Annotated in this window: 13 protein-coding genes and 1 tRNA gene; 7 read left to right on the top strand and 7 right to left on the bottom strand. The window is 38.2% G+C overall.

The window, feature by feature from the left end:
* Positions 1 to 11: 11 nt before the first annotated feature.
* Positions 12 to 96: transfer RNA gene (locus LOS73_RS14780), tRNA-Tyr, on the bottom strand.
* A gap of 112 nt (positions 97 to 208) precedes the next feature.
* On the opposite strand from LOS73_RS14780, the gene LOS73_RS14775 reads away from it, so the two are divergent.
* Both LOS73_RS14775 and LOS73_RS14770 read left to right on the top strand, forming a co-directional pair.
* The gene (locus LOS73_RS14775) at positions 209 to 736 is read left to right on the top strand and encodes a VC2046/SO_2500 family protein (protein WP_033023203.1); all 528 of its coding nucleotides are present in this window, start codon (positions 209 to 211) and stop codon (positions 734 to 736) included.
* A gap of 258 nt (positions 737 to 994) precedes the next feature.
* Positions 995 to 1,297, top strand: a complete 303-nt coding sequence (locus LOS73_RS14770; protein ID WP_007375896.1) for a DUF6172 family protein — start codon at positions 995 to 997, stop codon at positions 1,295 to 1,297.
* A gap of 605 nt (positions 1,298 to 1,902) precedes the next feature.
* Here the strand turns inward: LOS73_RS14770 and LOS73_RS14765 are convergent.
* The 3 genes from LOS73_RS14765 to LOS73_RS14755 form a co-directional block, all read right to left on the bottom strand.
* Entirely contained in the window at positions 1,903 to 2,382 is a 480-nt protein-coding gene (locus LOS73_RS14765; RefSeq protein WP_457933910.1) for a YchJ family protein, read from the bottom strand.
* 37 nt (positions 2,383 to 2,419) lie between these two features.
* A complete protein-coding gene (locus LOS73_RS14760) occupies positions 2,420 to 2,854 on the bottom strand; it encodes a SulA-like leucine-rich domain-containing protein (RefSeq protein ID WP_007375894.1) in 435 nt (144 codons plus the stop codon).
* Between the two features lie 292 nt (positions 2,855 to 3,146).
* On the bottom strand, positions 3,147 to 3,611 hold the full coding sequence (locus LOS73_RS14755; protein ID WP_007375893.1) for a tetratricopeptide repeat protein: 465 nt from the start codon (positions 3,609 to 3,611) through the stop codon (positions 3,147 to 3,149).
* A gap of 117 nt (positions 3,612 to 3,728) precedes the next feature.
* Between LOS73_RS14755 and LOS73_RS14750 the strand changes: the two genes are divergently transcribed.
* Complete coding sequence (locus LOS73_RS14750) at positions 3,729 to 5,021, top strand: NCS2 family permease (RefSeq protein ID WP_007375892.1); 1,293 nt, start codon at positions 3,729 to 3,731, stop codon at positions 5,019 to 5,021.
* A 58-nt stretch (positions 5,022 to 5,079) separates the two neighbouring features.
* On the opposite strand, the gene LOS73_RS14745 is transcribed toward LOS73_RS14750, so the two are convergent.
* The 3 genes from LOS73_RS14745 to pabB form a co-directional block, all read right to left on the bottom strand.
* Positions 5,080 to 6,456, bottom strand: coding sequence for an L-serine ammonia-lyase (locus LOS73_RS14745; protein WP_138489333.1), 1,377 nt, complete (start codon positions 6,454 to 6,456; stop codon positions 5,080 to 5,082).
* Positions 6,457 to 6,557: 101 nt separating this feature from the next.
* Positions 6,558 to 7,133 (bottom strand): NUDIX hydrolase, encoded by a 576-nt coding sequence (locus tag LOS73_RS14740; RefSeq protein ID WP_457933909.1) that lies wholly within the window; start codon positions 7,131 to 7,133, stop codon positions 6,558 to 6,560.
* Between the two features lie 6 nt (positions 7,134 to 7,139).
* On the bottom strand, positions 7,140 to 8,498 hold the full coding sequence (pabB, locus tag LOS73_RS14735; RefSeq protein WP_457933908.1) for an aminodeoxychorismate synthase component I: 1,359 nt from the start codon (positions 8,496 to 8,498) through the stop codon (positions 7,140 to 7,142).
* Positions 8,499 to 8,653: 155 nt separating this feature from the next.
* Between pabB and LOS73_RS14730 the strand changes: the two genes are divergently transcribed.
* From LOS73_RS14730 to LOS73_RS14715, 4 genes are all read left to right on the top strand, one after another.
* Positions 8,654 to 10,180, top strand: a complete 1,527-nt coding sequence (locus LOS73_RS14730; RefSeq protein WP_007375888.1) for a fumarate hydratase — start codon at positions 8,654 to 8,656, stop codon at positions 10,178 to 10,180.
* Positions 10,181 to 10,608: 428 nt separating this feature from the next.
* Positions 10,609 to 11,649, top strand: coding sequence for a Leu/Phe/Val dehydrogenase (locus LOS73_RS14725; protein WP_033028599.1), 1,041 nt, complete (start codon positions 10,609 to 10,611; stop codon positions 11,647 to 11,649).
* A gap of 184 nt (positions 11,650 to 11,833) precedes the next feature.
* Positions 11,834 to 12,472, top strand: coding sequence for a CatA-like O-acetyltransferase (locus LOS73_RS14720; RefSeq protein ID WP_457934970.1), 639 nt, complete (start codon positions 11,834 to 11,836; stop codon positions 12,470 to 12,472).
* Positions 12,473 to 12,826: 354 nt separating this feature from the next.
* Positions 12,827 to 13,651: a M90 family metallopeptidase gene (locus LOS73_RS14715; RefSeq protein ID WP_149591973.1), complete on the top strand. Its 825-nt coding sequence runs from the start codon at positions 12,827 to 12,829 to the stop codon at positions 13,649 to 13,651.
* The last annotated feature ends 76 nt before the right edge of the window (positions 13,652 to 13,727 follow it).

The raw sequence follows: 13,727 nt of genomic DNA, 5'->3' as shown, positions 1-13,727 counted from the left end.
GGTAAGAAAAGTGGTGGAGGGAGCTGGATTCGAACCAGCGAAGGCTGAGCCGTCAGATTTACAGTCTGATCCCTTTGGCCGCTCGGGAACCCCTCCAGTGCAACGGCGCTGATAATAGCAAAACTTATATTTAAGTAAAGAAAAAAGCTAAAGAAAAATGAAATAAAGCCGATAAATATCTATTACCTACAATAATCGGCTAAAGTCTATGCAAATCGACGATTTGTTAATCACAGAGAGTCAACTAAGTACACGGTTGAATAAAAGTGTACACGAACAACGTCGAGGAGAGTTTTCTCTTTTATTGGCAATGTTATCCCACGATGCGCTTGATTTTAGTCAGTTCCATTTTCCAAAAACAGATATTGAAAACCCTATTGTTGAAGAAGAGACACTTCGTAAGCAATTTGGTTCGGGTCCGAAGCAGCCTTTAGCACCTGATGAATTTAATATGCTGATTGGGCAACACAACGCCGCTTTATTATCAAATGTGGGAGAGCATGCAGGTATGAGCGATATTAAGTTACGACACTGCTTAAACCCTGAACCACTTTCAATAAGAAATGATTTAGCTCATATTCCACTCAATGTGCTTGATAATTGTGAGCTAGCTGTGCGCAGACGTATTAAGAACAAAGAGACTCAGCTATCGCATCCGCAAATGGACGTAGCTTCATTCTATGATGGTCTTAATGATGAATCATTACATCAACCGCTTCACTTAGCTACAGCATAATATTGACCTACAAAATAATTTATCTATCTACGATTTCAAATCAGCTTATGTCAGGCCCAGTAAAACAAGCTTTAAATGGTCATTTTTATAATAATGATGGCTAAAAAGAGAGGCTTTGTAGCTATTTATAATGTTAATTGCCTAAAAATTGATTTAGTTTAAAAAAACCATCCAAAAATTTAATGCAATTGCTATAATGATGTCAAATGGTATGACATGAAATGCCGTTATCATTAAACCAAGGTAATTAGGAACGTAATGAAGAAAACATTCACGCTGAATCACGAGAAAATCAAATACCCTCGTATGGTCGATGCTGCAAAGCACGAAGTGAAAAAATATTTGAAAAGAGAACGTAATAAAACGCTACCTGAAGATGCTGATTACTGGGCATTTGACTGTAAGTTTGGTAATACAGCTGAAGATGCTCAAGTAGTGCACGTTGCAGAGATTAGCAATCATATCAGCGACATCGAAAAGCAAGATTTAAAGTCTTTCTACGTAGAGATTTTAGCAAAGCCGGCACAGCGTCAACAAGCTGATTTAGATGACGACGAGTAACTCTTAAATTTTAAGTACTCGTAAAGTAGAGATGGACCCAAGTGGTCCATTTTTGTTATGTGGGTTTTAATATCAATCTGAATAATACTAACCAACCAATCCGCAATCATGCTTAATCAGTTTGAGGGATTAAATCTGACGCTAACGGCGTTAAAAATTTCTGATATAGGACAATTAAATAACGATTTTTTGTCTTGTTATCGACACGATTCTGTTATCTAAAAATAGCTCACTTAATTAAAAGAGTTGGTATAAGTATTTGAACAATATAAATTATCTCATAACCCTATAATACCAACCTGCATAAATCTTTGATCAATTTAACGAATTAAATTGCACTATAACGTCGTTAAAATTTTTTATTTAGAACAACTAGATACAAAAACTTTTGCCTAGTTCTAGCGTAATTTTCTTAACGTTAAATAGACCCCATACATAAGCAGATTGGTATAAAATTTTATTTAGAGACGCTGAGTTTTTTGGAAATAAATAACTTTTCGTGCGTATGCGCCACATTAAGTTAAATAATATGTACAAAACTAGAGTACATATCATTTAACTAATTAGTGTGTTTCAAAATACCTGATGCCTGGGTAAGTTGAGGTTTATAGGCTATGGCACTTTTTATACTTTTTAGTACTGCCACATGGGCAATCATCGTTCCTGCCAATTTTTATATCTGCAACAGGTAATATAACGCCGTCAGAATATTTCCACTGCTTTTTTTCTTTAATGAATTTTGATTGTTCGTGCAATTCACAGTATAAATTATCATAAAAGTAGTGCGCTTTAAATTCTACAAAACCCTGACTATCATCGTGCCCTGAGTCTATAATTGTCAGTTTTATAAAGCGGCAACCATCTGCAAATTCTTTAATTTCTTTAACGGGGTTTTCGGGCTGTTTATCTGTTGTATATGTTTGATAAATATACTTAGCATTTTTGAGTGCATAAGCACTATAACGAGAGCGCATAAGTAGCTCTGGTGTTTGAGGATGCTGTATTGCCAAATGAAAAGGTTCGCAGCAGTCAACATAATTTTGTTGGCTGCCACAAAGACATAATGTTTTATTCAGTGAGGTCATAATTTTGGTGTAAAGCTAAAATGTTAGTTTAACAAGATTATTGAGCTAGTAATATCTCTGTGGTTTGTTTGTTTTTCGTGAAGCAATATAACTTTGTATTTGTTTTACTCATATCCAGAGATAAGCTAGTTAATAGCTGGTTATTAACTATATCAGTCCAAGTAATTACAGCTGCAAAATTACCGTTGTGTAAAGCCGAATTTAATACGTACTCTAGATTCACTAAGTGTTTTTGTCTAATAACGAGTAATTTACTCGTATCGATAGAGCACGAATCAAGTAGCGCTTTACTAGGGACGTGATCGGGTGCGATTAATAATGTCCAAGCATTTAAGCTATTGTATTGATGTAATACTTTTAATAGCTCAAATGTTGCCGAAATTTCATCTTCAATTTCAATTAAATTAACACAATCGCTTTTATTGTCTTGTTGGTAGCTTTTAACTGTTCGTACGGTAATTGGTTGTAACATATCGCTTCACTCACTGGGTTTTTATACAGTATTTACATACAGTAGTTTATACAGTGTTTGTGTGCAAGTGTTTTTTGCTATTTTTTTGTACGATAATTTAAGATTTAGACTTTTTTTAAATTGTCATTTTTTTAAGTTATTAATATTTAATGATTTAAATTTACCTTTATGTTGTTGTTTCCAACTGTGCATTATTGTGTTGAATACTGTATACACCTGTTGAAGGTTGATATGGCAGCTTTAAATAATGATTTCATGTGTAAATTACAGCGCATAGTTTCGTATGTGTAATTTACTCTTCGTTAGCGTTATTTGGTATTAGGTGAGAAAACTGCAATTGGTGAATTTGTTCATATAAACTTGCAGCGTAGCATTGGGCATCTTTAAAGCGTTTAGTTTCAATGTGTTTACGCAAGTCAGTTAATGCAGTAGTTGCTGGCTCGTGACCTTGACTACTTGATAAGCTTAGCCATGCAACAGCATGAAATACACTTTGCGGAACACCTTGGCCTTTTACAAAAAATAGTCCTAAGTAAAATTGTGCTCGAAGTTCTCCAGACATCGCAGCTAAACGCATCCACTTCGCAGCAAGTGCATTTTGATTGTTTTTTAAATAATACAGTGCTTTGTTCAGTGTATTTTGCTGACTATTTTCGTTAGTTGGCGTTGAGTTAGTGTCGCTAGGTTGCGTGACAAAGGACAGTATATTGTCTAACTGCTGCTCTAAATCTTGGCCTGTCGGTGTTGTTTTTATCATGCTCACTCATTCGTTATGTAACTAAGTCAATAGTTTAGTATATCGCAAGGTAAAATGTCCTGTAAAAGATGATTTTTATGTTAAAATATTGCCACTTTTTACAACCATAAGTCTATTATGCTCGAAGCTTTATTTAAAATTAGTGAGAATGGCTCATCAGTCCGCCGTGAATGCATTGCGGGTATTACTACATTTATCACAATGGTTTACATTGTATTTGTTAACCCTGCCATGTTAGCAGAGGCTGGAATGGATCAGGGAGCTGCTTTTGTAGCAACTTGTATTGCAGCTGCTATTGGTTGTTTTATTATGGGGTTGTGGGCTAATTATCCTTTAGCATTAGCGCCTGGAATGGGGTTAAATGCATTTTTTACATATGGTGTTGTATTAGGGATGGGTTACACATGGCAGGCGGCATTAGGTGCTGTTTTTATGTCTGGGTGTATATTTTTACTTCTAAGCCTGTTTAAAGTTCGTGAGTGGATTATTAATGCCATTCCTTTGGTTTTAAAGCGGGCCATTGCAACGGGTATTGGCGCATTTTTAGCTTTAATTGCTCTTAAAAATGCGGGGATCATCGTTGCCAGCCCTGCAACGTTAGTACAATTAGGTGATATAACTTCAGCTGGCCCATTATTAGCTATTTTCAGCTTTTTTATTATTGCTGCGCTTTTATATCGTAACTTTAAAAGTGGTGTGTTAATTAGTATTTTATTAGTGACCGGTATCGCACTGGCTTTAGGGCTTGTTGAATACCATGGAATTGTTGCTACGCCTCCTTCTATTTTACCTACTTTTATGCAGCTTGACTTTGGTGCTGCACTTGAATTATCTATGTTGAGCGTTATTTTCGCATTTTTGTTTGTGGATTTATTTGATACCTCGGGTACTTTAGTTGCAGTTACTCAAAAAGCAGGGCTTGCTGATGAAAAAGGAAATATGCCTCGGTTAGGAAGAGCGCTAAGTGCTGACAGTACAGCAACAATTGCAGGCGCTATGTTGGGCACTTCTACTACAACATCTTATATAGAGTCTGTTGCAGGTGTATCTGTAGGTGGGCGTACTGGTTTAACAGCGGTTGTGGTAGGTATTTGCTTTTTACTTATGATGTTTTTTGCACCACTTGCGCAAATGGTACCAGCTTACGCAACCGCTGGAGCCATTTTATATGTTGCAGTTTTAATGCTACAAAATCTGAAGTTTGTTAATTGGGATGATATGACCGATGCCATTCCCGTTACAGTCGTTTTACTGATGACGCCATTAACGTTTTCAATTGCTCATGGTATAGCACTTGGTTTTATATCTTATACGGTAGTAAAAGTGTTGTGTGGTAAGCAAGACGAAGTCACAATTAGCGTATGGATTTTAACGGCACTGTTTATTATTAAATTTGCATTTTTGTCTTAAATTTATACAGTTAGATAAAAAAGGCCATACAAATTTGTATGGCCTTTTTTAGTTATTTTTAACATTCAATAATATTAACAGCCAATCCACCGCGAGCGGTTTCTTTGTATTTAGTTTTCATATCGTTGCCGGTTTCAAGCATGGTTTTAATCACTTTATCAAGTGATACCTTTTGCTCTCCACTGCCACGTATAGCTAAACGTGAAGCGTTAATTGCTTTAATAGCGCCCATTGCATTACGTTCAATACACGGTACTTGTACTAAGCCACCAACAGGGTCGCACGTCAGGCCTAAATTATGTTCCATACCAATTTCTGCTGCGTTTTCTACTTGCACAACATTGCCACCAACAATTTCTGTTAATGCGCCTGCAGCCATAGAGCACGCAACGCCAACTTCACCTTGGCAACCTACTTCAGCACCCGATATAGAGGCATTCTTTTTATATAAAATACCAATAGCAGCAGCCGTTAATAAATAACGTGTGGCTATATCGCGGTCTACTTCTTTCACAAATGTGTGATAGTACATAAGCACAGCCGGTAAAATACCCGCAGCACCATTAGTTGGTGCGGTAACTACACGACCACCTGCCGCATTTTCTTCGTTTACGGCAAGGGCAAATAAATCAACCCAGTCCATTGCACGAAGTGGGTCGTTACTGACTTCTATATTTAGTTTTAAGTATAAGCTTGGCGCACGGCGCTTTACTTTTAAGCCGCCAGGTAAAATACCTTCGGTACGCATACCACGCTCAATACAGGCCATCATTACTTTCCAGATATGAAACAGCGTGTCTTTTATTTCATCTTCAGTGCGCAGTGTTTTTTCGTTCTTCATCATCAAGCTTGAAACACTAAGCCCTGACTCTTTACACATCTCTAGTAGCTCTTTTGCGCTACTGAAAGGGAAAGGAGCTGGGTTTTCTTCTCTAATATCAATGGCTGCTTGTTTTTCGTTTTCAAACTCTTCATCAGTAACAATAAAGCCACCGCCAATAGAGTAATATACTTTGCTGTAAACTTTTTCGCCGTTGTTTGAGGCGATAATTTCCATTGCATTAGAGTGCTTAGGCAGCGTTTTGCGACGATGAAAAACAATAGCGCCTTGTTTTGGAAACTTAGCTTTGTGTGTTTTGTTTAGATAAATAACCTGATCTTTTTCGATGGTCGCTAAAATGTCGTCGACTAAATCGGCATCTATAGTTTCAGGGTCATAACCGGCTAAACCAAGAATTACGGCTTTACCCGATCCATGGCCAACACCTGTTTGTCCCAAAGAGCCATAAAGCTCTACTTTAATATCGGTCACATTTGCTAATAATTGTTGTTCTTGTAGGTCATTAACAAATAAGCGTGATGCGCGCATTGGGCCAACGGTGTGTGATGACGAAGGGCCAATACCAATGCTAAACATATCAAATGCACTGATCATAATGTGTGTCTCTACTTTGTTTTATCAGCACGAAGCTGCTCTTTGAACGGTCGAGCATGATAACGTGGAATTGTGATTGTGTAACTACTAATAACGAAGATTTAAACTGGTAAGGCGAGTTGTTTTGTAAAGTTTTTTATAATGCTTGCAGTCGCACCCCAAAGTAAACCATGTGGCGTTTTAAAACCCTGCAAAATAACCGTTTTCCCAAATCGTTGAAAAGGTAAGGGTTGCCAATTAGCTTCGTTATTTAACTCAGTGACCGAGAGCAAAAAGCTCGCTTGTACTTCATTATAGTCATTTTCCCAGGTGGTGCCTTTATTAAGTAAACCCACATAGGGGCTAATACTAAAACCCGTTAATGTTGAATACTCAGGTAAGTGACCTAATACATTAACGTTGTTTTGGGCAATATTTAGCTCTTCTTTTAGTTCGCGAAGGGCTGTGGCGCGAAGGGTAATGTCGCTTACTTCAAACTTACCCCCGGGCAAACAAATCTCCCCAGGGTGATGGTGTAAATAAGTAGGGCGTTTACACAGTAAAATATGTGCATGGTTGTCTATATCAATAATTGGCAGCATAACAGCGCTAGCACGTTTTTTACGCGTGTCTTTTAACTGGTTTGGCGAAGCTGTAGGGCTTAACAGAAACCGCGCCATAATGTGTTCACTATTCAAAGCGACCTACTGTTTTAATAAAGGGAGGATTTTATTTACTTTATCGTAAGTTTCTTGATATTCCAATTCGACTTTAGAATCAGCTACTATTCCGCCGCCTGCCCAGCAGTAAATTTGCGCTTTGTGGCACACCAAGGTACGAATAGTGATACTGGTGTCCATGTTTCCACATGCACTTAAATAACCTATTGAACCACAATAAATGCTGCGGCGATGCGGCTCTAGTTCTTCAATTATTTCCATCGCTCTAATTTTTGGCGCACCGGTGATTGAGCCACCCGGAAAAGCCGCTTTTAGCTGATCGACCGCTGTTTTACCTTCATCAAGTTCTGAGGTGACCGTGCTGACTAAATGATGCACTGCCGGAAAGCTTTCAATAGCAAAAAGGGAAGGGACGTGAACGCTGCCTGGTTTTGCTACTTTGCCTAAGTCGTTACGTAGTAAATCAACAATCATTACATTTTCAGCGCGATCTTTAGCTGATGCTGCGAGTGTTTGGGCTTGGCGTTGATCCTCCAGTGCATCCGCTTTTCGTGGCAGTGTGCCTTTAATAGGTTTGGTTTCTACAACGTTATTATTTACAGATATAAAGCGCTCAGGGGAAATCGATAAAATAGCCCCTTGAGGGTGATTTATAAAGCTCGAAAACGGCGCTTTATTTGCTTCACGCAATTTAATATAAGCTGCCCAAGGGGAGCCTTCAAACTGAGCGTTAAAGCGCTGCGCTAAATTAATTTGGTAACAATCGCCACTTTTTAAATACTCCTCAATTTGAGCAAATTTTGTAGCGTATTCTTCTTTACTCATATTTGATTGCCAGTCGCTGTTTAGGGCAAAGGACTGCGTATTAACTTGAGAGTTAACGTGTGTATTTAAATATTGCTCATAAAGCGATAATCTATTGGTGTTTGGCTGCGATACATAAAACCAGCTTTGTTGCTGCTTGTCGTAAATAAGGGCATCTAAATAAAGGCCAATAGCCATTTGGGGAAGATTAATGTCTTCAATAGCATGAGTGGGGATGTTTTCAATTGTACGCCCTAGGTCGTAGCCAAAGTAGCCAAGCCAGCCGCCGTTAAAGGGTAAATCGTAATCGGCTTTTGTTTTATCAAGATGCGAAAGCTCATTATTCATAATTTCAAAGCAGTTATCACTACTTTCTATATTATTTAAAAAGCTTTTATTATTTTTTACTTCAAGGGTACTTTGCGGCTCAATGGCAACAATATCAAAACGACTGTTTATATGATTACTATTTGCAGAATCTAATAGAATTGCATAGGGCAAATGTGAAAAATGCGCAAAAACGTCAATGCAGTTTTGTGTTATGCCTAATTTAATACAATTTTTTTTATTGTTTAGCATTTACTGCCCCTTTAAGAACTGGCTCGAAACGGGCTGGGAGGGTATCATAAGTCAAATTTTTTGGCAGCACTAAGCTGCAAAAAACAGTGCAAACCACCGTCACCGGTTTGATTTAGATTACGCGACAACGCGTAACGGTAACTTAAGGAACCACTATGAGTACAATTTGTCAGCAAGACTTTATTGATAGCATTGAAGATGCATTGCAATATATTTCGTTCTATCACCCACTTGATTTTGTTCAAGCACTCGAAAAAGCGTACAACAAAGAACAAAGTAAAGCGGCTAAAGACGCCATTGCACAAATTTTAATTAACTCACGCATGTCGGCTGAAGGCAAGCGTCCACTTTGCCAAGACACCGGTATTATTACCTGTTTTGTTAAAGTAGGTATGGATGTTAAGTGGGATAAAACAGATTTAACCGTTCAACAAATGGTTGATGAAGGTACTCGTCGTGCATATTTGAATCCAGATAACCCTTTACGTGCATCTATTGTTGCAGACCCTGCTGGTACGCGTAAAAATACTAAAGATAATACGCCTTCGGTTGTGCATATTGATTTAGTAGCGGGTGGAAAAGTAGAAGTAATGGTTGCGGCTAAAGGCGGCGGCTCTGAAAACAAAAGTAAAATGGTTATGTTAAACCCGTCAGATGATGTTGCTGCATGGGTAGAAAAAACACTACCAACAATGGGTGCTGGTTGGTGTCCGCCAGGCATGCTAGGTATAGGTATTGGTGGTACGGCTGAAAAAGCAGCAGTAATGGCTAAAGAGTCGTTAATGGATCCGGTTGATATCCATGAATTAATGGAACGCGGCGCAGAGACAACTGAAGAAAAACTGCGTTTAGAAATTTTTGACCGTGCTAATAAATTAGGTATTGGCGCACAAGGCTTAGGCGGTTTAACAACGGTTGTTGATGTTAAAATTAAAACAGCACCAACGCATGCAGCTTCAAAACCTGTAGTAATGATCCCAAATTGTGCGGCAACTCGCCATGTACATTTTACACTTGACGGTTCTGGCCCTGCTAATTTAAAAGCACCTAAGCTAGAAGATTGGCCACAAGTAACATTTGAAGTGGGCGAAGGCACACGTCGCGTTGACTTAAATACACTGACTAAAAAAGATGTTCAAGAATGGAAAATGGGTGAAACCGTTTTACTTTCGGGCACTATTTTAACAGGTCGTGATGCAGCGCATAAACGTTTGCAAGATATGATCAACTCAGGTGAAGGTTTACCTGAGGGCGTAGACTTTGATAATAAATTTATTTATTACGTAGGCCCTGTGGATGCGGTACGCGATGAAGCAGTAGGTCCTGCTGGCCCTACAACAGCCACTCGCATGGATAAATTTACCGATATGATGCTAGAAAAAACAGGCATTGTAGGCATGATTGGTAAAGCTGAACGTGGCCCTGCAACGGTTGAGTCTATTAAAGAGCATAAATCTGTTTATTTGATGGCTGTAGGCGGCGCAGCTTACTTAGTATCTAAAGCAATTAAAAAAGCACGCGTAGTTGCTTTTGAAGATTTAGGTATGGAAGCTATTTACGAATTTGAAGTAGAAGATATGCCAGTGACTGTTGCAGTAGATAGTGAAGGCGCTAATGCGCATACACAAGGCCCTGCTATCTGGAAAGCTAAAATAGAAGAGCTTGATAGCAAGCTAAAATAACGTACGTTTTGTATTTTTAAAAAGCGAGCCTAGTGCTCGCTTTTTGTTTTTTAAATAGAGTTATTAGCAGGTTTACAGCTCTGACCAGTTTGCAAAAAAGATCACTTTTTACTGAAAACCTATAGGCAGCAGTATGTGGCGGGCAAGTAGCACTTGTATATTAAACTTTACACACAAACGCTGTATTACGTGTACGTAAACGTAAGTTAGTGAGGTTCTTATATTTATAGTATTTAAAACTTACAAATTACGGTTTTTTGAATTTTTTATCTATATAAAAGTTTTAATTAGGTTATTTAATTTAAGCTTAATGTTTTCATTGGTTTTATCATCTGTGAGTATAGCGAACACGTATATGAAGTGATAAAGTCTCGGCAATTTCCAGCGCGCATACCCTCTCACGGGTTAACTATTTCGGAGTATTTTAAGTGGCTGTGTTTAATCGAGTTGAATTTGATAACCATGAACAAGTGGTTTTTTGTTCTGATGAAGAGTCGGGTTTAAAAGCAATTATTGCTGTACATAATACCAACCTAGGTCCCGCAGTTGGCGGATGTAGAATGTGGGACTATGCGAACGACGAAGATGCTGTTTATGACGTGCTACGTTTATCAAAGGGCATGACTTATAAAAATGCAGTTGCGCGCTTACCGTTTGGTGGCGGTAAATCTGTGATTATAGGTAATGCGAAAGAAATTAAATCTGAGCAATTATTTCGTGCATTTGGCCGTCAGTTAGAGCGATTAAATGGCAGTTATTACTCAGCAGAAGATGTAAACATCACATGTGCTGATGTAGCTATTATGAATAAAGAAACTAATTACGTACTGGGTCTTGAAGGTAAAAGTGGTAACCCATCGCCATTTACAGCATACGGTACGTTTTTAGGAATTAAAGCAGCGCTACAGCATCAACGTGGCCATCAAAATTTTGCAGGCGTAAAAGTGGCTGTTCAAGGTTTAGGTGCTGTTGCTTATGGTTTATGTAAACATTTACATGATGCGGGCGCTGAGTTGTTTGTAACTGACATTAACCAAGCTGCCATTGACCGTGTAGTAAGTGATTTTGGTGCAACTGCGGTTGGCATTGATGACATTTACGACTTAGATGTTGATGTTTATGCACCTTGTGCATTAGGTGCAACCGTTAACGATTTAACGATACCGCGTTTAAAAGCGACTATTATTGCAGGCTGTGCTAACAATCAGCTGGCAGAATCTCGCCACGGTGAAGTTATTCGTGAAAAAGGCATTTTATATGCACCAGATTACGTAATTAACGCCGGTGGTATTATTAATGTTTATTATGAAACAGCGCCAGATGGTTACAGTGCAGCAGCGTCTAATAAACATGTTGAAGGTATTTTTAATACGTTAACTGAAATTTTTGCTCGCAGCGAAAAAGAGCAAAAATCAACGCATTTAATTGCTGACGAATTAGCCCAAGAGATCATTAAAAACGGTCTGTAATCTAAGTTTGAATTTATATAAAGGTGTGCAATTGCGCACCTTTTTTTTATCTGTAAGTTAAGGGGGTTGATCTTTGCGGATTTAACCTTGAAAGATCAGCAGACTCTAATGCAATTATTACTGAACAGCGGTACACTTTATTTTTAATTTTGTGCGGCAAATTATGACTCCCTCAACTTCTCTCATGCAGCCCATCGATTTAGATAATTGGCCTAGAAAGCAACACTTTGAATTATTTAAACACTTTTCTCAGCCTTATTTTAATGTGTGTGTGCGTTTAGATGCTCAAGCGCTGTATGACTATTGCAAAACCAATCAATTTTCTTTTTTTCAAGCATATGTATATTGCACCTTAAAAGCGTGCCATGAGTACGATTCAATAATGCTACGTATTATAGATAGTAAGCCATGGCTACTTAACAGTGTTCGCGCTAGTGTGGTTGAGTTGTCTGAAAACGATACGTTTGTTTTTAGTTATTTTAATAGCGCAAGCGATTTTAAAGAGTTTGCAAATCATGCAAGTGACGTAAGCAAAAAAGCGAAATTACAGCCGTTATTTTCTGATGCATTTGCCCAAACAGAAGGGCAGGCAGATTTAATTCATATATCTGTTTTGCCGTGGCTGAATTTTAGTGCGTTTTCGCATGCATTTAGTGCAGGGGAGAGTTTAGGCATTCCTAAATTTGTATTTGGTCAGTTTGATAAACACACAGGTACAATGCCTTTAGCTATCGATGTACACCACTCATTAATGGATGGTTTGCACGTAGCGAAATTTATAAGCACATTGCAGGATACATTTGACACTTTTTGCAAAAATTAACTTTAAACACATCATTTAACGGCAGTGCAAAGTAGTAATTAATCTGAACTCTGGATAATAAATCTATCTTAAGCAGCTATTTTTAGCGCTAACTGCGTTGAATTTACTTGCAATAGGCCCGCTATTGACGCGTAAATTTGCCTTGTTTTCACTGAAAATCTCTGGCTAGAGAAAATAAATTTAAATATCACCATGATCCAATACGTTAGTAAATCTCTTAACCAAAGTTCAGGTTAACTAATCTATAAGCAATGCGATGTGAATTACTTTATATTTAAATACATAACCTTATATGCTTGAAAAGCACGTGTGCTGGACATATTTATATACCATACCTTAGCTCAGGAAATCCCCATGATAAATGGACTGTTAATTGTTGTTTTAATTCTTTTTGTGGTGATTTTCTGGCGTTGGCCATCAATTCAAAACCGATTATGGCGCAGTAAATATAAAGATTTTGCTTTAAATTCGCAGCAAAAAGATATTTTACTGCGTTGCATGCCCATCTATAAAAAAATGACTGACGCCGACAGAGAAAAGTTAGAGCGACACATAACGTGGTTTTTAAACGAAAAACGCTTTGTCGGTTGTGATGGCTTAAGGCTAACGTCTGCAATGAAGTTAATTGTTGCCGCCGATGCGTGTGTATTAGTACTTAATAAACCGTGGCCGTTATATAGAAATGTAAAAGAAATTTTATTATACCCAAGTGCTTATTATGCTCCGCAATCAACTCGCGATAGTGCAGGACTTGTGAGTTACCATAATACGGTAAGACTAGGCGAGTCATGGCCTGGCGGCACACTCGTTTTAAGCTGGCATGACGTGCTTGAAGGTAACCGCTTGCCAAGTGATGGACATAATTTAGTTTTTCATGAATTTGCGCATCAACTCGATCAAGAAACAGGAAAAACAACAGGCACGCCACTTTTAAAAAGCTCAGCAGATTACAAAGAGTGGGGTCGAGTATTTAGCCGCGCGTTTACGCAGTTGAAAAGTCATGTTGCTTATAGCATGCCACACGTTATTCACAGCTATGGTGCAACTAATGAAGCCGAATTTTTTGCTGTTATCACCGAAACCTTCCTCGAAAAACCCGCAGAGCTTCGCCGATACGATCCTGAAATTTACAGTATGCTCGTTAATTACTATCAATTTGACCCTATTGTTTGGCATTAAACTTATATAAACCGCGCTTTATCATATAACACTGGCAAGTTGCGCTTGTTTTTGTTGCAATTGTGTAAAATAGTTT

The organism is Pseudoalteromonas sp. SCSIO 43210 (genome assembly GCF_054133285.1).
This window is presented reverse-complemented; position numbering and strand designations above follow the sequence as displayed.

Excerpts from the sequence above, each read along its gene's own strand:
- LOS73_RS14720 (WP_457934970.1), top strand. The coding sequence starts at position 11,834 with ATGCAGCCCATCGATTTAGATAATTGGCCTAGAAAGCAACACTTTGAA.
- LOS73_RS14730 (WP_007375888.1), top strand. The coding sequence starts at position 8,654 with ATGAGTACAATTTGTCAGCAAGACTTTATTGATAGCATTGAAGATGCA.
- LOS73_RS14715 (WP_149591973.1), top strand. The coding sequence starts at position 12,827 with ATGATAAATGGACTGTTAATTGTTGTTTTAATTCTTTTTGTGGTGATT.
- LOS73_RS14760 (WP_007375894.1), bottom strand. The coding sequence starts at position 2,854 with ATGTTACAACCAATTACCGTACGAACAGTTAAAAGCTACCAACAAGAC.
- LOS73_RS14745 (WP_138489333.1), bottom strand. The coding sequence starts at position 6,456 with ATGATCAGTGCATTTGATATGTTTAGCATTGGTATTGGCCCTTCGTCA.
- LOS73_RS14750 (WP_007375892.1), top strand. The coding sequence starts at position 3,729 with ATGCTCGAAGCTTTATTTAAAATTAGTGAGAATGGCTCATCAGTCCGC.
- LOS73_RS14765 (WP_457933910.1), bottom strand. The coding sequence starts at position 2,382 with ATGACCTCACTGAATAAAACATTATGTCTTTGTGGCAGCCAACAAAAT.
- LOS73_RS14755 (WP_007375893.1), bottom strand. The coding sequence starts at position 3,611 with ATGATAAAAACAACACCGACAGGCCAAGATTTAGAGCAGCAGTTAGAC.
- LOS73_RS14770 (WP_007375896.1), top strand. The coding sequence starts at position 995 with ATGAAGAAAACATTCACGCTGAATCACGAGAAAATCAAATACCCTCGT.
- LOS73_RS14775 (WP_033023203.1), top strand. The coding sequence starts at position 209 with ATGCAAATCGACGATTTGTTAATCACAGAGAGTCAACTAAGTACACGG.
- pabB (WP_457933908.1), bottom strand. The coding sequence starts at position 8,498 with ATGCTAAACAATAAAAAAAATTGTATTAAATTAGGCATAACACAAAAC.